Below are 19,956 nucleotides of genomic sequence, written 5' to 3' on the forward strand. Positions count from 1 at the left end.
ATGGTCAACATGGCCAGCAAGGGAGGAAGGAAATGCTTAGGAAAAAGACCAACGGGGTTGCGAGACGCCCCCAGCGGACAAGTATCCTGTCCCAAATCGGCGAAAAGAGCGTCGATCGCCGCGCGTTCCTGCGTGGCTCGGGCCTGACGATCGGCGGCCTGGCCGCGATCAGCGCCACGGGTGGAACCGTGTCGCCCGCCAGCGCCCAGACCGCAGCCAACACGGCTGTCGAGAACATCAAATCCGTCTGCACGCATTGCTCGGTCGGCTGTACCGTGGTTGCCGAGGTGCAGAACGGCGTCTGGATCGGGCAGGAACCCGGTTGGGACAGCCCATTCAACCTGGGCGCTCACTGTGCAAAGGGGGCCGCTGTCCGTGAACACGCCCATGGCGAGCGCCGCCTGAAATACCCGATGAAGAAAGAGGGTGGCGAGTGGAAGCGCATCAGCTGGGAAGAGGCGATCAACGAGATCGGCGACGGCATGATGAGCATCCGCGAGGAAAGCGGGCCTGACAGCGTCTATTGGCTGGGTTCGGCCAAGCACAACAACGAACAGGCCTACTTGTTCCGCAAGTTCGCGGCCTACTGGGGCACCAACAACGTGGATCACCAGGCGCGGATCTGCCACTCGACCACCGTTGCGGGTGTTGCGAATACATGGGGCTACGGCGCCATGACCAACAGCTACAACGACATCCACAATTCCAAGGCGATCTTCATCATCGGCGGCAACCCGGCCGAGGCGCACCCGGTCTCGCTGCTGCACGTCCTGCGCGCGAAAGAGCAGAACAACGCCCCGCTGATCGTCTGCGATCCGCGCTTTACGCGCACCGCGGCCCATGCCGACGAATATGTCCGCTTCCGCCCCGGCACCGACGTGGCGCTGATCTGGGGCATCCTGTGGCACATCTTCGACAACAGCTGGGAAGACAAAGAGTTCATCCGCACCCGTGTCTGGGGCATGGACCAGATCCGCGAAGAGGTCGCCAACTGGACCCCCGAAGAGACCGAGCGCGTCACCGGCGTGCCGGGATCGCAGCTCAAGCGCGTGGCGCGGACGCTGGCCAACAACCGTCCCGGCACCGTGATCTGGTGCATGGGCGGCACCCAGCACACCAACGGCAACAACAACACGCGCGCCTATTGCGTGCTGCAGTTGGCGTTGGGCAACATGGGCACCTCTGGCGGCGGTACGAACATCTTCCGCGGCCATGACAACGTGCAAGGCGCAACCGATCTGGGCGTTCTGTCCCACACCCTGCCCGGCTATTACGGCCTGTCCGCAGGCGCATGGGGTCATTGGGCCCGCGTCTGGGGCGAGGAACCGGAGTGGCTGGCTGGCCAGTTCGCAATGGTCAAGGACAAGGACGGCAAGGACAAGTCGCTGCAGAACGAACGGGGCATCCCGGTTTCGCGCTGGATCGACGGTGTTCTGGAAGATCCCGAGAACATGGATCAGCCCAACAACGTCCGCGCCATGGTACTGTGGGGTCACGCGCCCAACTCGCAGACCCGGATGGTCGAAATGAAGACGGCGATGGAAAAGCTGGACATGCTGGTCGTGATCGACCCGTATCCCACCGTTTCCGCCGTGCTGCATGACCGGACCGATGGCGTCTATCTGCTGCCGGCCTGTACGCAGTTCGAAACCCGTGGCTCGGTCACGGCCTCGAACCGCTCGCTTCAGTGGCGCGACAAGGTGGTCGATCCGCTGTTCGAAAGCCTGCCGGACGAGGTCATCATGGCCAAGTTCGCCAACAAGTTCGGCTGGGCCGACCGGCTCTTCCGCAATATCGAGATGGAGGACCCCGAAACCCCGAATGTCGAAAGCATCACGCGCGAGTTCAACGCGGGGCTGTGGACGATCGGCTATACCGGTCAGTCGCCAGAGCGGATCAAAAGCCATATGGCCAACCAGCACACGTTCGACAGAACCACGCTGCAGGCGGTGGGCGGTCCGAATGACGGCGAATATTACGGTCTGCCGTGGCCGTGCTGGGGCACCGCCGAGATGGGGCATCCGGGGACGCCAAACCTCTATGACATGTCCAAACCGGTGGCCGAGGGCGGCCTGACCTTCCGCGCACGTTTCGGCGTCGAGCGTGACGGTCAGAACCTGCTGGCCGAAGGGGTCTACAGCGTCGGCTCGGAAATCCAGGACGGATACCCCGAGTTCACGATGCAGATGCTGATGGATTTGGGCTGGGATGGCGACCTGACGGCCGAGGAACGCGCGGCCATCGACGCCGTGGCAGGGCCCAAGACCAACTGGAAGACCGACCTGTCGGGCGGCATCCAGCGGGTGGCCATCAAGCATGGCTGTGCACCCTTCGGCAACGCCAAGGCCCGCACCGTGGTCTGGACCTTCCCGGATCCGATCCCGCTGCACCGCGAGCCGCTGTACACGCCGCGGCGCGATCTGGTGGCTGACTATCCCACCTACGAGGACCGTCAGGCCTATCGCCTTCCGACCTTGTATGCTTCGATCCAGAAGAACGACTTTTCAAAGGATTATCCGATAATCCTGACGTCAGGTCGTCTGGTCGAATATGAAGGTGGCGGCGACGAGACACGGTCGAACCCGTGGCTGGCCGAGCTGCAGCAGGACATGTTCGTCGAGATCAATCCGCGTGACGCCAACAACCTTGGCATTCGCGACGGATCGCAGGTCTGGGTCGAAGGTCCCGAGGGCGGCAAGGTCAAGGTGATGGCGATGCTGACCGAAAGGGTCGGTGCCGGCGTGGCCTTCATGCCCTTCCACTTTGGCGGCCATTTCCAGGGCGCGGACCTGAGGGAGAAATACCCGAAAGGCGCCGACCCGTACGTGCTGGGTGAAAGCACCAACACCGCCCAGACCTATGGCTATGATTCAGTGACCCAGATGCAGGAGACCAAAGCGACTCTCTGCAAGATCTGGGCAGCGTAAGGAGGACGACAATGGCTAGAGCAAAGTTTCTCTGCGACGCTGAACGCTGCATCGAGTGCAACGCCTGCGTGACTGCGTGCAAGAACGAACACGAGGTCCCGTGGGGCATCAACCGCCGCCGGGTGGTGACGATCAATGACGGCAAACCGGGTGAACGCTCGATCTCGGTCGCCTGCATGCATTGTTCGGATGCGCCCTGCATGGCTGTCTGCCCGGTCGACTGCTTCTATCAGAACGAAGAAGGCGTCGTCCTGCACTCCAAGGACCTGTGCATCGGCTGCGGCTATTGCTTCTATGCGTGCCCGTTCGGCGCGCCGCAATACCCGCAGGCCGGCAACTTCGGATCGCGCGGCAAGATGGACAAATGTACCTTCTGCGCCGGCGGCCCCGAGGAAACGCACTCGACCGCAGAGTTCGCCAAATACGGCCGCAACCGGATCGCTGAGGGCAAACTGCCCATCTGCGCCGAGATGTGTTCGACCAAGGCCCTGCTCGCCGGTGACGGTGACGTGGTATCGGCCATCTACCGCGAACGCGTCGTGGCGCGCGGGTTCGGCTCGGGCGCCTGGGGTTGGGGCACGGCCTACGACCAGAAGGACGGCTGAGACCTCAGCCTGACAACACGGGTGACCCGCCCCCGTGGGTCACCCGATTTTGGATTGATACCGAGGTTCCGATGCTGCGCATTTTTCTGGCTTTGACGTTGACACTTGGGATCGCGCACGGCGCGCTTGCACAGGACACGACCGGCACAGACGAACCAACCGCTGCCCCGCGCGCGCAGACCGGAGGCGCCACGACGCTCGAGGATATTCTGGCTCGGCAACGCGGCGAGAAGGTCGACAACAGCTATCGCGCACAGAATACCGGGCAAGGCAATGCCGAAGGGCTGCTGGGTCAGTTGGGCACGCGCGGCGTCGCCTCGGACAGCGACGTGTATCGCGCCATCCGCTATGGCTCAGCCGATGTCACCGTGTCGACCAAAGGGCCGGCTGCCGGCGTGCTGATCCAGGACGGCGGCATGTGGTGGTGGACTTTCCGCACAGGTCCGCTGCGTGAATACGGAACCTACATTCTGGGCGGGATGCTGGTCGTTCTGCTGCTGTTTTTCCTCATCCGAGGGCGCATCCGCATCGATGGTGAGAAAACGGGCCGCACGGTCACCCGGTTTTCAGGATTTGAAAGGTTTGGGCACTGGCTGTTTGCCGGCTCGTTCCTGATACTTGGATTGACCGGTCTGCTGACGCTCTACGGCCGGGATTTCCTGATCCCCCTGTTCGGCAAGGAAGGGTTCGCCACCATCGCGCAAGGCTGCAAGTGGTTGCACAACAATCTGGCCTGGGCCTTCATGCTGGGATTGGTCATCATCACCGTGAACTGGATCGCCCACAACATCCCCAACCGGACCGACCTGAAATGGCTGGCGGCGGGCGGCGGATTGTTCACCAAAGGCAGCCACCCCCCGGCCAAGAAATTCAACGCCGGTCAAAAGATCATTTTCTGGCTGTGCATTCTGCTTGGCGTCTCGATCAGCCTGTCGGGTCTGTCGCTGCTGTTCCCGTTCGAGCTTCCGATGTTCGCCAAGACGTTTTCGATCGCCAACGCGACCGGTTTGCCCCAACTGATGGGCTTGGACCTGCCCACGCAGATGTCTCCGCAGGAAGAGATGCAATATGCCCAAATCTGGCATGTCATGGTCGCCTATGCCTTCATCGCCATCATCCTGGCCCATATCTACCTCGGCTCGGTCGGCATGGAGGGCGCGTTTGACGCCATGGGTACCGGCGAGGTCGAAGAGCAATGGGCGCGCGAGCACCATTCGCTGTGGCTGGAAGAGGTAAAGGCGCAGGAGGCCAGCGACGGCGCGGCCTCGCCTGCCGAATAGATGCGCGGGCTGGCTTTGGCGCTGGCCCTGCTGCCGCTGCCGCTGGCGGCGGATTTCTACACGCTCAAGGGCCATGGCGGACCGATCATGGACATCGCCGCAGCCCCGGACGGACGCATTGCCACCGCCAGTTTCGACAATTCCGTGGGCCTGTGGTCCGGGCAGCAGCCGGACTGGCTGGAAGGTCACGAGGCTGCCGTGAACGCGGTGGTTTTCAACGGCACCGCGATCTATTCGGCCGGCGACGACTTTACCCTGCGCCGTTGGCCCGGTGGACAGGTCGTTGGTCAGCACAAGGGCAAGGTCGTCGGGCTTGCTGCCTCAAAGACCCTTGTGGCGACTGCCAGTTGGGATGGGACCATCGGCCTGTGGCCCACCGAGGGCGGAGCGGCCAAGGTGCTGGGCCCTACAGGCAGCGGCGTCAACGCGGTGGCCTTCGCGCCGGACGGGCAGTCGCTGTATTCCGCTGGGGTCGACGGCAGCCTGCGGGTCTGGGACGTCACGACAGGAACCGAGACCGCGCGGCTGGTCGAGCATGGTTTCGGCATCAACGAATTGGTCCTGAACGCGCAAGACGGTTGGATCGCCTATGGCGCGGTCGATGGCGTGACCCGCATTCTTGACCTTACCACCGGGGCCGAGCGTGATTTCACGCTGGACCGCCGCCCGATCCTTGCGCTCGCCCTCAGCCCGGATCGGTCGCTGCTGGCGGTGGGCGATGGTGAGGGCTACATCATGGTCATCGACACGCAGGACTGGCGGATCGCGCAGGACTTCCGGGCAACGCTGCGCGGCCCGGTCTGGGCACTGGCCTTTTCGCCCGATGGTGAAAACCTGCACGCAGGCGGGCTGGATCAGGCCATGTACAGCTGGCCGGTGGCCGCGCTGGGGTCACAGGAACGGATGGCCAGCCAAGAGCCGAGTTTCCTGAAGGACCCCGAAGAAATGCAAAACGGAGAACGGCAGTTCGCCCGGAAATGCTCGATCTGCCACAGCCTGACGCCGGACGATCAGCGCCGGGCCGGACCGACCCTGCATGGCGTATTCGGGCGTCAGGCCGGGACACTGCCCGGCTACGTCTACTCGGAAACGCTGCAAGGGTCTGATATCATTTGGAACGAACAGACGATAAACGCTCTTTTCGATCAGGGACCGGACCACTACATTCCGGGATCGAAGATGCCGATGCAGCGGATCGCGCAGGCGCAGGACCGCACCGACCTGATTGAATTTCTGCGCAGCGCGACAGCGCCCGCAGACTAAGCCGGAGGATAAGATGAAAGCCTTTCTTGCAGCTGCCGCCGCAATGGTCGTCATTACTGCCGCCGCACCGATGGTTTTGAAGCAACTCGGACACTCAGCGGCCGAGGCACAGACCGGCTCCTCGGTGCGACTAGACTGAATGTCCGAATTCCTGACCACACGAGAGTTGGCGGACCTGCTGCGCATTGGCGAACGCAAGGCTTATGATCTGGCGTCTTCGGGCGAAGTGCCCTGCGTGAAAGCGATGGGCAAACTTCTCTTTCCCCGGGCTGAAGTACTGGCCTGGCTCAATGCGTCGCGTACCGGGCCGCACACGGTCAAACCGCCCCTGCCCGACATCGTGGCTGGCAGCCATGACCCCCTTTTGGATTGGGCGCTCCGCGAAAGCGGCTCGGGGTTGGCCACCTATTACGACGGCTCATTCGACGGGCTGAACCGCCTTGCGCGACGTGACGCACAAGCCGCGGTACTGCACATCCATGAACCGGGCGGGTTCAACGTCAATTCCGTCCGCGATGCGCTGGGAGAGGCGCCCGTGGTACTGTACGAGGTCGCAAGCCGCCAGCGCGGCCTGTTGCTGGCCCCCGGGGTTCAGGGAATTTCCGATTTTGGTGATCTGAAAGGCCGCCGTGTCGTGCTGCGCCAGGACAGTGCCGCCAGTCAGCACTTGTTCGATGCCCAGTTGCGAAGCTGCGGTCTGAGCCGCGCCGATCTTGACGCCCTGCCGACTTGCGCCCGCACCGAAGAGGAACTGGCAATCGCTCTGCATGACCGGAAGGCCGAGGCAGGATTCGGCATCGGAGCCTTGGCGCGCCTCTACGGGTTGGGCTTCATTCCAACCCATTCCGAACGTCTCGACCTCGCCATCTGGCGGCGGTCCTGTTTCGATCCGCCGATGCAGAAACTGCTGACTTTTTTGGGAACGGACAAATTCAGGCGTCGCGCAGATGAATTGGGCGGATACGATCTGTCCGGCTTGGGACAGATCCATCACAACGGCGCAAGTGACTGACCGGCCCTATTGCTGCGCGTTCGGAAAAAAGAGCTGCTCACCGTTCAATTTGTACGCCGCGATCGCTTCCTGACCGTCGGGGCCAGTGAGCCAGTCGATGAACCTTCTTCCCGCGGCCGCCCGGACCCGCGGATGCTTTTCGGGGTTCACGAGGATCACTCCGTATTGATTGAACAACCGTGGATCGCCTTCGACCAGAACCTCAAGGTTTCCCTTGTTGCCGAACGACAGCCATGTGGCCCTATCGGTCAGAGCATAGGCATCCATGCCCGCAGCCAGGTTGAGCGTCGCACCCATGCCCGACCCGGTCTCGCGGTACCACTCGCCCGAAGACAAGGTCGGGTCCGTTCCGGACAGGCTCCAAAGAGCCTTCTCCGCCTTGTGGGTCCCGCTGTCATCCGCGCGCGACGCGAACGGAGCTTTGGCCTGCGCGATCGCTGCCAACGCGGCCACTGCGTCGTCGCCGCCTTTGATCTTGGCCGGGTCCGATTTCGGCCCCACCAAGACAAAATCGTTGTACATCACGTCCCGCCGCTCGACACCCCAGCCGTCGGCCACGAATTGCTCTTCCGCTGGCTTGGCATGCACCAGCAGAACGTCACCGTCGCCGTTGATCGCGTTTCTGATCGCCTGCCCTGTCCCCACGGCCACAACACGGACATCGATCCCGCTTTCCGCCTCGAACCCCGGAAGGATAAAGTCCAGAAGGCCGGAATTCTGTGTCGATGTCGTGGACTGCACGACAATGAATGGTTCTTCGGCCGCTGCCGGACCGGCGAACAGCCCGAACAGGATCATTGCGCTTTTGATTGCTGCGCGAAACATGGATTGCCTCCGGTTGTTATTATGTGACCAGCCATCCCGCCAGATACTGGCGCGATGCCTGACACTGTGGCGCTTCCAGCACCTGTTTGGCGGCGCCATGCTCGACCACGCGTCCGCCTTGCATCATCACGATATCCGCCGCCAACCGACGGGCTTGCCCGACGTCGTGGGTGACCATCACGATCCGCACCCCCCGGGCCGAGGCGCGCAGGATCATCGCCTCGATCATTTGGGTCGCCGCGGGATCGAGGGCGCTGGTGGGTTCGTCCAGGAACAGGGTCTCGGGGCCAAGCGCAAGCGCGCGAAGGATGGCCAGACGCTGTGCCTCGCCACCCGACAGCGAGCGCGCCGACTGCCGGGCCTTTGTCTCAAGCCCTCCTTCGGCCAGAAGTTCCTGGATCCGGTTCTTCCGAGCAGTCCTGCCGAGCCCCAACCGTTTCAAAACAAAGTCCAGATTGGCAGACACCGAGCGGCGCAGCAGAACCGGTTGCTGAAACACCATGGCCTGCCGGGCCTTGTGGGCTGCATTCAGAACTCCGCCATCCTGCAGAACCTGCCCCGCATCGGCCTTGATCAAACCATGCAGGCAACGCAGCAGCAGGCTTTTGCCAGCACCGTTCGGCCCAAGGATCAAAGTCGGGCCCGGACCATCCATCATAAGCTGCGGGACATCCAGCAACAGCTTGCCATTTCGTTCCACTCGCAGACCATCCGCCTGCAGACAATTGGGCATTTCCGACATCAGATCACGCATGGCGCAACCCCTCCTGCTCGGCCCGAAGCGTCAGGGCGCTGACTGCCGCATTCACGGCCACGGCAATTCCGATCAGGATCGTCCCCAAGGCCAGCGCCAAGGCCAAGTTGCCTTTCGAGGTCTCCAACGCAATCGTCGTCGTCATGACCCGCGTCACGTGGTTGATGTTGCCGCCGACGATGATCACCGCGCCGACTTCGGCGATGGCTCGTCCGAACCCGGCCAGCAAGGCAGTCACCAACGCCAGACGCGCATCCCACAACAGCACGGGAACAGACGCCAGCCGCGACACTCCCAACGAGCGCAACTGTTCCGAATATTCCTCGGCCAGCATCTCGATCACCTGCCGAGTCAGCGCCGCGACGATCGGGGTCACCAGCACTGTTTGAGCAATGATCATGGCGGTCGGCGTATACAAAAGCTCCAGCACGCCCAGCGGACCCGAACGGGACAGCATCAGGTAAACCAGCAGGCCGACGACAACCGGGGGAAAGCCCATCAGAGCGTTCATCAGAATGATCAACGCGCGCCGTCCAGGAAAGCGGGCCACCGCCAAGGCCGCGCCAACCGGCATCCCGATTACGGCTGAAATCAACACAGCCAGCACCGAAACTTGCAGCGACAGCATCACGATCGCCCAAAGGTCCGGATCCCCGGTCAGGATCAAGTGGCCTGCTTGGCTGAATTGTGATGCAAAATCCTGCATTTTATTCCCAAACCCACCAATTTTCGTAGGGATCGCAAAATCTTACAGGAATAATAGAGGAAACTGCCTCTGAAGACAGTTAAATTCCGACATCCGCAAAAACAAACGCGGCCCACAGGGGGCCGCGCTGAATTGTTGTCATGGTACAACCAATCAGTTCAGGGCTGCATCCGTGATCTGGCTGGTCCACGCGCCTTCCGGCTTTTTGGTAATCACCGGGTCCGAGCCACCGGCCAGCAGCGTGTTCACCGTGCGCTCGAAATCAGCCGGATCCAACGCGCCGTTCGAACCTGCGGTCAGCTTGGCGATCTCGCCCATCATGCGCTTCTGGTGTTCCTCGGTCTGGGCACCGGTCGCATCGTTTTCCAGAACGATTTCGGCGGCTTCGTCCGGGTTCTCCTCGGCGTATTTCCAGCCTTTCATCGAAGCGCGCACAAAGCGTTCCATCTTGTCGACGAAGGCCGGATCGCTGAGGTTTTCTTCAAGCACGTACAGGCCATCTTCCAGCGTGGCAACGCCCTGGTCTTCATACTTGAAGGTCACCAGTTCGTCGGGGCTGACGCCGGCGTCGATCACCTGCCAGTATTCATTGTAGGTCATGGTGCTGATGCAATCGGCCTGACGCTGCAGCAGCGGGTCGACGTTGAAGCCCTGCTTCAGAACCTCGACGCCGTTCTCGCTCTTGCCGCCGGTGTCGATGCCCAGCTGGCTCATCCAGCTCATGAACGGGAATTCATTGCCGAAGAACCAGACGCCCAGCGTGCGGTTCTTGAGGTCCTCGGGCGAGGAAATGCCCGCGTCCTTCCAGCAGGTCAGCATCATGCCCGAGCTCTTGAAGGGCTGCGCAATGTTGACCAGCGGCAGGCCCTTTTCGCGTGCGGCCAGCGCGGCGGGCATCCATTCCACGGTGACATCAGCGCCACCGCCCGCGATCACCTGCGTGGGCGCGATGTCGGGGCCGCCGGGCAGGATGGTGACATCCAGCCCCTCTTCTTCGTAAAACCCCTTGTCCTTTGCGACGTAGTAGCCCGCGAACTGGGCCTGGGTGACCCATTTCAATTGCAGCGTCACCTCGTCTGCGGCAAAGGCCGAACTTGCGGCGAATCCTAGGGCGGCTATGGCCCCGGTCAGTAGCTTGTTCATCTTCATCTTCTCCTAGTTGCTAGTGCTGCCCCGTTATCGGGGTCTGTTGAATTGTTGTTCCGCTTAACTGCGTTGTGACGGGTGCCAGAAGGTCACCAATTTCTCGATCATGGCGACCAGACCGTAGAAGGCGGTCCCGGCCAGTGCCGCGACCACGATTTCCGCCCAGACCATGTCCAGCGACAATTGCCCGACACTGGTCGAGATCCGGAACCCCATGCCCAAGGTGGGCGAGCCGAAGAACTCTGCCACGATAGCGCCGATCAGGGCCAGCGTGGTGGAAATTTTCAACCCGTTGAAAATAAACGGCATGGCCGCGGGCAGCCGCAGCTTCAGAAAGCTCTGCCAATAGGTTGCGGCATAGGTCTCCATCAGGTCGCGCTGCATTGCGGTGGCCTCGCGCAGGCCGGCCACCGTGTTCACCAGCATCGGGAAAAAGACCATCACCACGACCACAGCAGCCTTCGAATGCCAGTCGAACCCGAACCACATTACAAGGATCGGCGCGGTACCCACGATCGGCAGCGCGGCCACGAAATTGCCCACCGGCAGCAGGCCCAGGCGCAGGAAATCCCACCGGTCCACGGCGATTGCCATCAGGAAGGCGGCGCCGCATCCGATGATATAGCCGCTGAGCGCGCCCTTGATGATGGTCTGCACGAAATCGGCCCACAGGATCGGCAAGCTGTCCCAGAACCGGTCCCAGATCACCGAAGGCGCCGGCAGGATCACCAGAGGCACATCGAGCCCGCGCACCAGCATTTCCCAAACCCCGATGACGGTCAGGCCGAAGATCAGCGGAGCAAGAATGCGCACCGTCCGCGTGTCGGCATAAGGTCCGCTGGCCAGGCGGGTGTTCAGCCACCAACCGGCCAACCACAAAAGGATTGCAAGACCGACCATCATCATTGCGTCATCCCCATGCGTTTCAACACCGCGCGCTCGATCAGGCCCAACAGGCCCACAAGACAGGCCGCCAGAATGGCCGCGGCAAACAGCGCCGACCAGATCTGCACCGTTTGGCCATAGTAGCTGCCGGCCAGCAGACGCGCGCCCAGCCCCGCCACGGCGCCGGTCGGCAGTTCGCCGACGATGGCCCCCACCAGCGACGCGGCGATCCCGATCTTGAGAGAGGCGAACAGATAGGGCATCGAGGCCGGCAGGCGCAGTTTCCAGAACGCCTGCCCGTTGCTTGCATTGTAGGTGCGCAGCAGGTCCAACTGCATCGCATCGGGGCTGCGCAGGCCCTTGACCATGCCGACGACCACCGGGAAAAAGCTCAGATAGGCCGAGATCACCGCCTTGGGGATGATCCCCTGAATGCCGATCGAATACAGCACCACGATGATCATCGGCGCCAATGCGATGATGGGGATGGTCTGGCTGACGATGGCCCAGGGCATGACCGACAGGTCCATCACCCGACTGTGCACGATCCCCACCGCCAGCAGGATGCCCAGCCCCGTGCCGATGGCAAAGCCCAAGATCGTCGCGCTGAGCGTCACCCAGCCGTGATAGACCAATGACCGTTTCGAGGTGATCTTCTTCTGAACCGTGGTCTCCCACAGTTCGATGCCCACCTGATGCGGTGCGGGCAGACGCGGCCGATCCTGCGCCCAGGTCGCCGGAACGGCAAAGCTGTTGCGCAGCGCCAGACCGATTTCCCCCATGTCGCGGCGGTCTTTGGCCGAGGGCGGAACCACTTCGGCCCCGGCCCGTTCCTGTTCAGTTAGAACGCCCTTGATGTTCATCGGAATGCAGGCCGCGTACCAGATGACGATGATGGCCAGCAGAACGGTCAGAACGGCAACAAGCTGCTTCATGCGTGCCACTCCATCCGCACGACGGGGACGGTCTCGGGCGGCGTTGCGGCCTCGGTCCCGGTCTCGACAAAGCCCTCGCGGCGATAGAACCGTTGCGCGGCGGCATTCGGTTGATGGGCCGTCAGCCACAGAAAGCTGCGCCCCTGTTTTGCCCGGTCCAGCAGGCGCTTGCCGATGCCCTGCCCGGTCCGCAGGCAATACAGCGCGCCGACCTTCTGCGCCGCAGGATCGACCGACATGTAGCAATCGACGGGGTCGCCCACGACCCACATCTCGCGGTCCGGGAAGGCCTGCGCGATCAGCGCCTCCAACTCCTGTTGGGGCAGTTCATCCGTCATCCACTCGGTCTGGCAGACCCAGGTCGAAACCACCGCCGCGCAGGCCGGCACATCCGCCTCGGTCGCGCGTCTGATGTCATCCCTGCCCATCACACATCGTCCCCATGCCCGGCGCGCAGCCCTTCGCGCACGCGATGCGCGACGTCGATGAATTCGGGCGTGTCGCGGATGTCCAGCGGCCGTTCCCTAGGCAGCGGGCTGTCGATCACATCGGTAATCCGCCCGGGGCGCGGGCTCATCACCACGATCTTGGTGCTCAGATACACCGCCTCGGGGATCGAGTGGGTGACAAACCCAATCGTCTTGCCGGTGCGCGCCCACAGCGCCAGAAGCTGTTCGTTGAGGTGATCGCGCACGATCTCGTCCAGTGCGCCGAAAGGCTCATCCATCAACAGAATATCGGCGTCGAAGGCCAGTGCCCGGGCGATGCTGGCCCGTTGCTGCATCCCACCCGAAAGCTGCCAGGGGAATTTTCCACCAAAACCTGCAAGATCAACAAGTTCCAGAACGTTATTCACACGTTCTTCCTGCTCCTGCGCCGAGTATCCCATGATCTCGAGCGGCAGTTTGATGTTCTTGGCGATGGTCCTCCATGGGTACAGGCCCGCCGCCTGAAACACATAGCCGTAGGCCCGGTTCCGGCGGGCCTCGTCCGGGGGCATGCCGTTGACGGTCAGCGTGCCGCTCGTCGGCGTTTCCAGCGCAGCGACACAGCGCAGAAAGGTCGTCTTGCCACAGCCCGAAGGGCCAATGAAACTGACGAATTCGCCCTTGTCGACCGCCAGGTTCACGTCCTTGAGGGCGTGCACGGGTCCGTCATTGGTCTGGAAGGTCAGGTCGAGGTTCTTTGCCTCGATCACGGGCTGGGTATTGCTTTCCGATGTCATCCTACTGCCTTGAAGTTTTGGCTTTTTTGCCCGTTCGGTAACCTTTGTGCATCATACCCCCGTCGCCGGGATGCCCGACCTCTCAACCGGGCGCGGGGCGGTCAGCTCTTTCCAGGTGCTCAGCGCCTTGTTCACGGTGGTGTTGGCCTCGCGCGCGACGAATTTGCCATGGCCTTCCTGCGTTCGGATCTCGCCATCATGCACCGCCACCTGTCCACGGGTCAGGGTAAAGCGCGGCAGGCCCTTGACCGCGTGCCCCTCGAACACGTTGTAGTCGATCGCCGACTGCTGCGTCGCCGCACTTATGGTCTTGGTCTTGTCCGGGTCCCACACCACCAGATCGGCATCTGCGCCCACCAGAACGGCGCCCTTTTTCGGATAGCAATTCAATATCTTGGCGATATTTGTTGAAGTCACGGCCACGAATTCGTTCGGCGTCAGCCGCCCGGTCGCCACGCCATGGGTCCACAGCATCGGCATCCGATCCTCAAGGCCGCCCGTGCCGTTGGGTATCTTGGTGAAATCGCCCACGCCGAACCGTTTCTGCTCGGTCGTGAAGGCGCAGTGATCGGTGGCCACCACGCTCAGCGAGCCTGACTGCAGCCCCGCCCACAGGCTGTCCTGGTGCTGCTTGTTGCGGAACGGCGGGCTCATCACCCGGCGCGCGGCGTGATCCCAATCGGGATGCGCATATTCGCTGTCGTCCAGCGTCAGGTGCTGGATCAGAGGCTCGCCCCAGACGCGCTTGCCCTGCATCCGAGCCCGGCGGATGGCCTCATGCGCCTCTTCGCACGAGGTGTGCACCACATAGAGCGGCACACCGGCCATGTCGGCGATCATGATGGCGCGGTTGGTGGCCTCGCCCTCGACCTGCGGCGGGCGCGAATAGGCATGGGCCTCGGGGCCGGTATTGCCTTCGGCCAGCAGCTTGGCCTGCAACTCGGCCACCACGTCGCCGTTTTCGGCATGGACCATCGCGATCCCGCCCAGCTCGGCCAGCCGCTTGAACGAGGCAAACAGCTCGTCGTCATTGACCATCAGTGCGCCTTTGTAGGCCATGAAATGCTTGAACGTGTTGATGCCCCGCTGTTCGATCACGGTTTTCAGATCGTCGAACACCTGTTCGCCCCACCACGTCACGGCCATGTGGAAGGAATAGTCGCAATTGGCGCGGGTCGATTTGTTGTCCCAGCGTTTGAGCGCATCCAGCAGGCTTTCGCCCGGGTTCGGCAGCGCGAAGTCCACCACCATGGTCGTGCCGCCGGCCAGCGCCGCGCGGGTGCCGCTTTCGAAATCATCGCTGGAATAGGTTCCCATGAATGGCATTTCCAGATGCGTGTGCGGGTCGATCCCGCCGGGCATGACATAACAGCCGGTCGCATCCAGTTGCTCATCCCCCTTCAGATCCGGCCCGATTTCGGTGATCACGCCACCTTCGATCTTGACGTCGGCCTTGTAGGTCAGATCCGCGGTAACGACGGTTCCGTTCTTGATGACTGTGCTCATGTTCAACTCCCTGCGGGCGCGTCTGTTGCGCCTCTATTGGTTTTCCAGCGGATTCGGGGCGCGCGGCCCCGGCTACTCCACGATCTCGGCGGTTTCGACGACCGCGTGGAACAGGACATCCGCCCCGGCGGTTGCCCATTCCTTGCTGATTTCCTCGGCCTCGTTGTGGCTCAGGCCATCCACGCAGGGGCACATCACCATCGCGGTCGGCGCCACGCGGTTGATCCAGCAGGCATCGTGCCCCGCGCCCGAAATGATGTTGGTATGCGAATAGCCCAGCCGCTCGGCCGCATTGCGCACGGCGGCGACGCAGGTCTCGTCGAATTTCACCGGGTCGAACCCGCCGACCTTCTCGAACGCGACCTGCAGGCCCATCTCATCCACGATGTCCTCGGCTGCGACGCGCAGCCGGTTCTCCATGTCCTTGATGACGTCCAACTCGGGCGAGCGGAAATCGACCGTGAACACCACCTTGCCCGGGATCACGTTGCGCGAGTTCGGATAGACGTCGATATGCCCGGCAGCCCCCACGGCATGGGGCGCGTGCGACCAGGCGATCTCGTCCACCTTTTCAAGAATGCGCGCCATCGCCAGCCCGGCATTCTTGCGCATCGGCATCGGGGTTGATCCGGTATGCGCGTCCTTGCCGGTCACGGTCACCTGGGTCCAGCTCAGGCCCTGCCCATGGGTGACGACGCCGATATCCTTGCCCTCGGCCTCGAGGATCGGGCCTTGTTCGATATGCAGTTCAAAGAAGGCATGCATCTTGCGGGCCCCGACTTCTTCGTCGCCGCGCCAGCCGATGCGCTGCAATTCGTCGCCGAACTTCTTCCCCTCGGCGTCCTCGCGGTCATAAGCCCAGTCCTGCGTGTGCATCCCCGCGAACACGCCCGAGGCCAGCATGGCCGGGGCAAAGCGCGTGCCCTCTTCGTTGGTCCAGTTGGTGGCCACGATCGGGTGTTTGGTCTTGATGCCCAGATCGTTCAGGGTGCGGATGATCTCAAGCCCGCCCAGAACCCCCAGCACCCCGTCATACTTGCCGCCCGTCGGCTGCGTATCGAGGTGCGAGCCGACATAGACCGGCAGCGCATCGGGGTCGGTGCCGGGGCGCATGGCGAACATGTTGCCCATCTGGTCAAGACCCATGATGCAGCCGGCCTCTTCGCACCATTTCTGGAACAGCGCGCGGCCCTCGGCATCTTCGTCGGTCAGGGTCTGGCGGTTGTTGCCGCCGGCAACGCCCGGGCCAATCTTGGCCATCTCCATCAGGCTGTCCCACAACCTGTCGCCATTGATCCTGAGATTCTGCGCCGGAGCTGCCATGTTCGTCTTCCCTGTTGCTTGCGATTTGGCTCGCTTTTGGTGTCTTGATTTGACCATCTGGTCAAACTCACGCTATCACGGGTTCGACTTCAGTCAAGAAATTGCATCGCGCCGATGCAAAAATCGGCATATTCAACACCTGCTTGTTCGAAAAAGAGACGCCCTGCATACATGCCCAAAGACCGCGCCCCGACCCGAATTCAGAAAAAGAACCGCGCCGCGATTCTCGAGGCCGCGCTGAACGTGTTCTCGGCCCACGGCTTTCGCGGGGCGACCGTCGATCAGATCGCGGCCGAGGCCGGGCTGAGCAAGCCGAACCTTCTGTATTATTTCCCGTCCAAAGAGGCGATCCACACCGCGCTTCTGTCCGGCCTGCTGGACACCTGGCTGGCGCCGCTGCACGACCTTGACGAAAACGGCGAGCCGATGGAGGAGATCCTCTCGTACATAAAGCGCAAGCTGCAGATGAGCCGCGAGTTGCCGCGCGAAAGCCGCCTGTTCGCGAATGAGTTGGTGCAGGGCGCGCCCCGCATCCATGACGCCCTGTCGAACGATCTGAAGGCGCTGGTCGATCAGAAGGCAGCCGTTCTGACGCACTGGATGGACCAGGGCAAAATCGCCCGCCTGCACCCACATCACCTGATCTTTTCGATCTGGGCGCTGACCCAGCACTATGCGGATTTCGATGTTCAGGTGCGCGCGATCCTAGGCGACGAAGACCCGTTCGAAGGGGCCGCGCCCTTCATCGATACCCTGTACCGAAAACTACTGACCCCATGAAAAAAGGGCCGCAGCGCGGCCCCTTTTGGTGATCTGACGCCGGTCACTCGGCGGCCTTGGCCATCGGGTTGTTCGGGTGGGTCGTCCAGTTGGCATAGTCCGGCTGAACCACCTTGCCGGTGCGCGGATCGACCTCGCCCGCCGCCATCGGAACCATCGAGATGCAGCCCTCGACCGGGCAGACATCCACGCATAGGTTGCAGGCCACGCATTCCTCGTCGATCACCTCGAACACGCGGTCGGGCGACATGGAAATGGCCTGGTGGCTGGTGTCCTCACAGGCCGCATAGCAACGGCCGCACTTGATGCACTGATCCTGATCGATCTTGGCCTTGGCGACGTAGTTCAGGTTCAGATACTGCCAGTCGGTCACGTTCGGAACGGCCCGCCCGACGATCTCGGAGACGTTGGAATAGCCCTTCTCGTCCATCCACTGCGACAGGCCCGCCGTCAGTTCGTCGATGATCTTGAACCCATAGGTCATCGCCGCGGTGCATACCTGCACCGTGCCGCAGCCCAGCGCCATGAACTCGGCCGCGTCGCGCCATGTGGTCACTCCGCCGATGCCCGAGATCGGCAGGCCTTGGGTCGCCTCGGCGCGGGCGATCTCGGACACCATCGACAGGGCGATGGGCTTGACCGCTGGGCCGCAATAGCCGCCATGGCTGCCCTTGCCGTCGATCGAGGGTTCGGGGCTGAATGTGTCCAGATTGACGCTGGTGATCGAGTTGATCGTGTTGATCAGCGACACCGCATCGGCCCCGCCATTCCGCGCCGCAGCCGCCGGCTTGCGAATGTCGGTGATGTTGGGCGTCAGCTTCACGATCACCGGGCGGTCATAGTATTTCTTGCACCAGCGGGTGACCATTTCGATGTATTCGGGCACCTGCCCCACGGCCGAGCCCATGCCGCGCTCGCTCATCCCATGCGGGCAGCCGAAGTTCAGCTCGATCCCGTCAGCGCCGGTTTCGGCCACGCGCGGCAGGATGGCTTTCCACGCCTCTTCCTCGCACGGCACCATGATCGAGGCGATCAGTGCGCGATCCGGGTAATCCGCCTTGACGCGGGCCATCTCCTCGAGGTTCACCTCGAGCGGCCGGTCGGTGATCAGTTCGATGTTGTTGAGGCCCAGCAGACGCCGGTCGGCCCCGTAGATCGCCCCGTACCGGGGGCCGTTCACGTTGACCACCGGCGGGCCTTCCGAGCCCAGCGTTTTCCACACGACGCCGCCCCATCCGGCCTCGAAGGCACGGCGGACGTTGTATTCCTTGTCGGTCGGCGGCGCCGAGGCCAGCCAATAGGGGTTGGGGCTTTCGATGCCCAGAAAGTTCGTTTTTAAATCAGCCATTTATCCGGCCTCCCTGATGCGAAGATGCATCTTCGTCCTGTCACACATATTCACGCGCCGACGCCTGGCTCAGGCGCTCAGGTTGGCGTGAATGTCCATCGCGGCATCGCGGCCCTCGGCCACGGCGGTCACGGTCAGATCCTCGCCACCCGCAGCACAGTCTCCGCCGGCCCAGACCCCCGGAACCGAGGTGCGCCCGGTTGCGTCAACGGCGATCTTGTTGCCGTCGAGTTCCAAACCTTCCGGCGCACCATCCAAGGTCTGACCGATCGCCTTCAGAACCTGATCCGCAGGCAGGCGAATGGTTTCGCCCGTGCCGGTCAACGTGCCATCTACGGTGGCAGTATACTCCAATTCGATCTCGGCCGCCGCTCCGTTGCCATGGATGGCGACGGGCTGGACGTTGCACAGAATTCGGACGCCGTGCGATGCGGCCAGATCCTGTTCGTAGCGGCTGGCACCCATTGCGTCGCGGCCGCGGCGATAGGCGATGGTCACATGTTCGGCCCCCAGCAGCTTGGATTTCACCGCGGCATCCACGGCCGTCATTCCACCGCCGATAATCACCACATTTCGGCCTACCGGCAGTTTTGCCAAATCGGATGCTTGCCGAACATCTGCGATGAAGTCGACAGCGTTCCTGACGCCGTCCTTGTCCGACCCTTGAGCGCGCAAAGCGTTGACGCCCGCAAGGCCGATTGACAGGAAGACAGCGTCGTAGGCCTCCAACAATCCGTCCAACGAGATCGTGTCGCCCAGAACCGATCCGGTTTCAATCGCGATGCCGCCGATCTTCAGCAGCCAGTCCACCTCGGCCTGGGCAAAGTCATTGGTCGCTTTGTATGCGGCGATCCCGTATTCGTTCAGCCCGCCGGGTTTGGGTTTCGCCTCATGGATCACCACGTCATGGCCCAGCATCGCCAACCGATGCGCACAGGCCAGCCCCGCCGGCCCTGCCCCAATCACGGCGACGGTCTTGCCGGTGCGGGCCGCGCGCGTGAACGGATGCACACCGGCCTGCATCAGCGTGTCGGTCGCATACCGCTGCAAGCGCCCGATCTCGACCGGCTTGCCCTCGGCCGTTTCGCGCACGCAGGCTTCCTCGCACAGCGTTTCGGTCGGACACACACGGGCGCACATGCCGCCCAGGATGTTCTGATCGAGGATCGTTTTCGCCGCCGATTCCGGTTGCCCGGCCTGAATCTGCCGGATGAACAGCGGAATATCGATATCGGTCGGACAGGCCGTCACGCACGGCGCGTCATAGCAGAAATAACACCGATCGGCGGCCACAGCAGCCTCGTGCGGCGCCAGAGGCGGATGCAGATCGGTGAAATTCGAGGTCAGCTCATCGCTGGAAAGCCGCCCGGCGACGATGCCGGGTGCCATCTGGCCCTGTGCCATCACTCTACTCCCTGTAGATATGTTTGTTATTG

At 62.6% G+C, this 19,956-nt stretch carries 19 protein-coding genes; 7 read left to right on the top strand and 12 right to left on the bottom strand.

What is annotated here, in order from left to right; all coding sequences use genetic code 11:
* Positions 1-32: 32 nt before the first annotated feature.
* From ACR0FC_RS06340 to ACR0FC_RS06365, 6 genes are all read left to right on the top strand, one after another.
* Entirely contained in the window at positions 33-2,927 is a 2,895-nt protein-coding gene (locus ACR0FC_RS06340) for a formate dehydrogenase subunit alpha (protein WP_170339050.1), read from the top strand.
* Between the two features lie 11 nt (positions 2,928-2,938).
* Positions 2,939-3,532 carry a formate dehydrogenase FDH3 subunit beta gene (gene fdh3B, locus ACR0FC_RS06345; RefSeq protein ID WP_005983764.1) on the top strand — a complete coding sequence of 198 codons (594 nt, stop codon included), beginning with the start codon at positions 2,939-2,941 and terminating at the stop codon, positions 3,530-3,532.
* A 71-nt stretch (positions 3,533-3,603) separates the two neighbouring features.
* Positions 3,604-4,812, top strand: coding sequence for a formate dehydrogenase subunit gamma (locus ACR0FC_RS06350; RefSeq protein ID WP_170339053.1), 1,209 nt, complete (start codon positions 3,604-3,606; stop codon positions 4,810-4,812).
* A complete protein-coding gene (locus ACR0FC_RS06355; protein ID WP_170339055.1) occupies positions 4,813-6,075 on the top strand; it encodes a c-type cytochrome in 1,263 nt (420 codons plus the stop codon).
* Positions 6,076-6,088: 13 nt separating this feature from the next.
* Positions 6,089-6,214: a hypothetical protein gene (locus ACR0FC_RS06360; RefSeq protein ID WP_302476838.1), complete on the top strand. Its 126-nt coding sequence runs from the start codon at positions 6,089-6,091 to the stop codon at positions 6,212-6,214.
* On the top strand, positions 6,215-7,087 hold the full coding sequence (locus ACR0FC_RS06365) for a helix-turn-helix transcriptional regulator (protein WP_170339057.1): 873 nt from the start codon (positions 6,215-6,217) through the stop codon (positions 7,085-7,087).
* Between the two features lie 6 nt (positions 7,088-7,093).
* On the opposite strand, the gene ACR0FC_RS06370 is transcribed toward ACR0FC_RS06365, so the two are convergent.
* The 10 genes from ACR0FC_RS06370 to ACR0FC_RS06415 form a co-directional block, all read right to left on the bottom strand.
* On the bottom strand, positions 7,094-7,912 hold the full coding sequence (locus ACR0FC_RS06370; protein WP_170339058.1) for an ABC transporter substrate-binding protein: 819 nt from the start codon (positions 7,910-7,912) through the stop codon (positions 7,094-7,096).
* A 19-nt stretch (positions 7,913-7,931) separates the two neighbouring features.
* Complete coding sequence (locus ACR0FC_RS06375) at positions 7,932-8,666, bottom strand: ATP-binding cassette domain-containing protein (RefSeq protein WP_170339060.1); 735 nt, start codon at positions 8,664-8,666, stop codon at positions 7,932-7,934.
* Complete coding sequence (locus tag ACR0FC_RS06380) at positions 8,659-9,372, bottom strand: ABC transporter permease (protein WP_170339062.1); 714 nt, start codon at positions 9,370-9,372, stop codon at positions 8,659-8,661. Before ACR0FC_RS06380 ends, ACR0FC_RS06375 begins: the two co-directional genes overlap by 8 nt.
* Before the next feature lie 153 nt (positions 9,373-9,525).
* Positions 9,526-10,515: an ABC transporter substrate-binding protein gene (locus ACR0FC_RS06385; RefSeq protein ID WP_093961809.1), complete on the bottom strand. Its 990-nt coding sequence runs from the start codon at positions 10,513-10,515 to the stop codon at positions 9,526-9,528.
* Between the two features lie 63 nt (positions 10,516-10,578).
* Complete coding sequence (locus ACR0FC_RS06390) at positions 10,579-11,424, bottom strand: ABC transporter permease (RefSeq protein WP_170339063.1); 846 nt, start codon at positions 11,422-11,424, stop codon at positions 10,579-10,581.
* On the bottom strand, positions 11,421-12,338 hold the full coding sequence (locus ACR0FC_RS06395; RefSeq protein WP_170339065.1) for an ABC transporter permease: 918 nt from the start codon (positions 12,336-12,338) through the stop codon (positions 11,421-11,423). Before ACR0FC_RS06395 ends, ACR0FC_RS06390 begins: the two co-directional genes overlap by 4 nt.
* Entirely contained in the window at positions 12,335-12,766 is a 432-nt protein-coding gene (locus tag ACR0FC_RS06400) for a GNAT family N-acetyltransferase (RefSeq protein WP_170339067.1), read from the bottom strand. The genes ACR0FC_RS06395 and ACR0FC_RS06400 overlap by 4 nt, the downstream gene beginning before the upstream one ends.
* Positions 12,766-13,563 (bottom strand): ABC transporter ATP-binding protein, encoded by a 798-nt coding sequence (locus ACR0FC_RS06405; protein WP_170339068.1) that lies wholly within the window; start codon positions 13,561-13,563, stop codon positions 12,766-12,768. The genes ACR0FC_RS06400 and ACR0FC_RS06405 overlap by 1 nt, the downstream gene beginning before the upstream one ends.
* Positions 13,564-13,614: 51 nt before the next feature.
* On the bottom strand, positions 13,615-15,069 hold the full coding sequence (hydA, locus tag ACR0FC_RS06410) for a dihydropyrimidinase (protein ID WP_170339070.1): 1,455 nt from the start codon (positions 15,067-15,069) through the stop codon (positions 13,615-13,617).
* 72 nt (positions 15,070-15,141) lie between these two features.
* A complete protein-coding gene (locus tag ACR0FC_RS06415; RefSeq protein WP_170339071.1) occupies positions 15,142-16,392 on the bottom strand; it encodes a Zn-dependent hydrolase in 1,251 nt (416 codons plus the stop codon).
* Between the two features lie 171 nt (positions 16,393-16,563).
* On the opposite strand from ACR0FC_RS06415, the gene ACR0FC_RS06420 reads away from it, so the two are divergent.
* Positions 16,564-17,172 (top strand): TetR family transcriptional regulator C-terminal domain-containing protein, encoded by a 609-nt coding sequence (locus ACR0FC_RS06420; protein WP_093961802.1) that lies wholly within the window; start codon positions 16,564-16,566, stop codon positions 17,170-17,172.
* 43 nt (positions 17,173-17,215) lie between these two features.
* Here ACR0FC_RS06420 and preA read toward each other — a convergent pair whose 3' ends face one another.
* Positions 17,216-18,520 (bottom strand): NAD-dependent dihydropyrimidine dehydrogenase subunit PreA, encoded by a 1,305-nt coding sequence (gene preA / locus ACR0FC_RS06425; RefSeq protein WP_093961801.1) that lies wholly within the window; start codon positions 18,518-18,520, stop codon positions 17,216-17,218.
* 69 nt (positions 18,521-18,589) lie between these two features.
* The gene (locus tag ACR0FC_RS06430) at positions 18,590-19,924 is read right to left on the bottom strand and encodes an NAD(P)-dependent oxidoreductase (protein WP_170339073.1); all 1,335 of its coding nucleotides are present in this window, start codon (positions 19,922-19,924) and stop codon (positions 18,590-18,592) included.
* Between the last annotated feature and the right edge of the window lie 32 nt (positions 19,925-19,956).

Source organism: Ruegeria sp. BB9 (assembly GCF_056539345.1).

What these genes read in the sequence shown, in the direction of transcription:
- ACR0FC_RS06430 (WP_170339073.1), bottom strand. Translation starts at nt 19,924, where the DNA reads ATGGCACAGGGCCAGATGGCACCCGGCATCGTCGCCGGGCGGCTTTCC.
- ACR0FC_RS06350 (WP_170339053.1), top strand. Translation starts at nt 3,604, where the DNA reads ATGCTGCGCATTTTTCTGGCTTTGACGTTGACACTTGGGATCGCGCAC.
- ACR0FC_RS06415 (WP_170339071.1), bottom strand. Translation starts at nt 16,392, where the DNA reads ATGGCAGCTCCGGCGCAGAATCTCAGGATCAATGGCGACAGGTTGTGG.
- ACR0FC_RS06380 (WP_170339062.1), bottom strand. Translation starts at nt 9,372, where the DNA reads ATGCAGGATTTTGCATCACAATTCAGCCAAGCAGGCCACTTGATCCTG.
- ACR0FC_RS06365 (WP_170339057.1), top strand. Translation starts at nt 6,215, where the DNA reads ATGTCCGAATTCCTGACCACACGAGAGTTGGCGGACCTGCTGCGCATT.
- ACR0FC_RS06360 (WP_302476838.1), top strand. Translation starts at nt 6,089, where the DNA reads ATGAAAGCCTTTCTTGCAGCTGCCGCCGCAATGGTCGTCATTACTGCC.
- ACR0FC_RS06420 (WP_093961802.1), top strand. Translation starts at nt 16,564, where the DNA reads ATGCCCAAAGACCGCGCCCCGACCCGAATTCAGAAAAAGAACCGCGCC.
- ACR0FC_RS06340 (WP_170339050.1), top strand. Translation starts at nt 33, where the DNA reads ATGCTTAGGAAAAAGACCAACGGGGTTGCGAGACGCCCCCAGCGGACA.
- ACR0FC_RS06400 (WP_170339067.1), bottom strand. Translation starts at nt 12,766, where the DNA reads ATGGGCAGGGATGACATCAGACGCGCGACCGAGGCGGATGTGCCGGCC.
- hydA (WP_170339070.1), bottom strand. Translation starts at nt 15,069, where the DNA reads ATGAGCACAGTCATCAAGAACGGAACCGTCGTTACCGCGGATCTGACC.
- ACR0FC_RS06390 (WP_170339063.1), bottom strand. Translation starts at nt 11,424, where the DNA reads ATGATGATGGTCGGTCTTGCAATCCTTTTGTGGTTGGCCGGTTGGTGG.
- ACR0FC_RS06375 (WP_170339060.1), bottom strand. Translation starts at nt 8,666, where the DNA reads ATGCGTGATCTGATGTCGGAAATGCCCAATTGTCTGCAGGCGGATGGT.
- ACR0FC_RS06370 (WP_170339058.1), bottom strand. Translation starts at nt 7,912, where the DNA reads ATGTTTCGCGCAGCAATCAAAAGCGCAATGATCCTGTTCGGGCTGTTC.
- ACR0FC_RS06395 (WP_170339065.1), bottom strand. Translation starts at nt 12,338, where the DNA reads ATGAAGCAGCTTGTTGCCGTTCTGACCGTTCTGCTGGCCATCATCGTC.
- ACR0FC_RS06405 (WP_170339068.1), bottom strand. Translation starts at nt 13,563, where the DNA reads ATGACATCGGAAAGCAATACCCAGCCCGTGATCGAGGCAAAGAACCTC.
- ACR0FC_RS06355 (WP_170339055.1), top strand. Translation starts at nt 4,813, where the DNA reads ATGCGCGGGCTGGCTTTGGCGCTGGCCCTGCTGCCGCTGCCGCTGGCG.
- fdh3B (WP_005983764.1), top strand. Translation starts at nt 2,939, where the DNA reads ATGGCTAGAGCAAAGTTTCTCTGCGACGCTGAACGCTGCATCGAGTGC.
- preA (WP_093961801.1), bottom strand. Translation starts at nt 18,520, where the DNA reads ATGGCTGATTTAAAAACGAACTTTCTGGGCATCGAAAGCCCCAACCCC.
- ACR0FC_RS06385 (WP_093961809.1), bottom strand. Translation starts at nt 10,515, where the DNA reads ATGAACAAGCTACTGACCGGGGCCATAGCCGCCCTAGGATTCGCCGCA.